Origin of the sequence: [Clostridium] citroniae WAL-17108, assembly GCF_000233455.1 — a bacterium.
Lineage (GTDB): Bacteria > Bacillota > Clostridia > Lachnospirales > Lachnospiraceae > Enterocloster > Enterocloster citroniae.
Genome location: NZ_JH376422.1, coordinates 246975 through 248396 on the forward strand (window position 1 = coordinate 246975; position 1422 = coordinate 248396).

The window sequence follows — 1422 nt, forward strand, 5'->3', positions numbered from 1 at the left end:
ATGGGAACGTTGCATACGCATGTTACATAGCGTCATCTTCAAACATCCTGACTTGTTTCGTGGGCAATGACCGAAATGAGCAGAAAATAATCCCGCAGGGTATTTCGGCAGATGCGCTGTTCATGAAAAAATGGTGGTGAATAATCATTTAAGCTATTGCAACTTTCCAGTCCATGAATCTTTCCAGGTACCATCAGTATCTAAAAATCGCAATGTAATACGTTTCTCGCCACTGTAGTAGAAATGTATTGCGTAGCCTGCTGCCATCGACATATTGTAATAGGAGCGAAAACCGAATGATTGGTCTGCATCATCGAAAAAAGGCTGTATTATAGCTACTTTTTCAAAGTTAAAACATGAAGCAAGTAATTTTAAATCCGTATTGCGCACATCAGTATGTTAATTCACCAAAAACTCATTTTTATTCATTTTAGTTGCTGTGTACAATACGGATTTATCAGACCATGGAATTGTTAAGGCATATTCTGGGGATGCCGTCATTAATTCGGATTGGGTAAGTGCTGGAACCGTGGTATACAAAGTCCTTAACGGTACGTGTTTTGTGGATTTTGATATCACTGTAAAGGAGATTACAGCAATAAACACGCTGATTGTAAGCGGACTGCCTGAATCAACAATCGTCAGGCACGGGCGCATTACAGGCTGGGAAAACGGCGACATTTCTATGCCGTTTTACTTAAATAAAAAGGATATCATTGCAAATCCCTGTGGTGCAGGGAGGTATGCAGGATGTCTTTCCTTTTCAATTATATAGTTCGCCAACCGGTCCAACCGATTCCAGCAAGAGTATAACTTCGGACAAACAAGTTAGTATCTGACACTGCAAAAGCAACCTGAATAGCCCAGGCAAGCTCAAGAGACATACCGATAACAAAGCCATTACCAAATCCACTGACTCCCTGCTTATATGGTGTATTGAGTGTATTATTATCCCAAATTGCCATTACTACCGTCTCGCTTTTACCCTCAGTAAGGAAATTGCAGTCAGCAACTCTGCTCGCAAACCTGTTACTTAAATCCGTATTATGCCCGGAAGTGCAAAAAAAACAGCACGCATAACAATTCTATATAATTATAACTGTGCTCAACATCCCCCATAAGCGTACTTTAAGTAAGCCTCCCATCTGGCAGGCCAAAAAAATCCTGTCAGATTTTAAGAGTTAGGATGCAGCATACATGTCGTACTCATATCTAATCTTTCCGGCACCATTTTTTGCATATATCCTGGTGGTTTCTACACTCGAATGCCCCATCAAATCACATAATGTTGGAAGCGGCATACCTTTGTTCAATGCACGCGTGGCAAATGTGTGCCTCAGCAAATGTGGAAATACCCGCTTACCCAGCCCTGTCCTTTTTAGCAATCTTCCGGATAATGTTCTCCAGGGCGTTCTTCTTTAA

Annotated in this window: 2 protein-coding genes; one reads left to right on the plus strand and one right to left on the minus strand. The window is 41.3% G+C overall.

Annotation, left to right across the window (positions count from 1 at the left end; all coding sequences use genetic code 11):
- Positions 1-562 precede the first annotated feature (562 nt).
- A complete protein-coding gene (locus HMPREF9469_RS14295; protein ID WP_155858431.1) occupies positions 563-775 on the plus strand; it encodes a hypothetical protein in 213 nt (70 codons plus the stop codon).
- Positions 776-1181: 406 nt separating this feature from the next.
- On the opposite strand, the gene HMPREF9469_RS33800 is transcribed toward HMPREF9469_RS14295, so the two are convergent.
- Positions 1182-1385 (minus strand): tyrosine-type recombinase/integrase, encoded by a 204-nt coding sequence (locus tag HMPREF9469_RS33800; protein WP_082197757.1) that lies wholly within the window; start codon positions 1383-1385, stop codon positions 1182-1184.
- Positions 1386-1422: the final 37 nt, after the last annotated feature.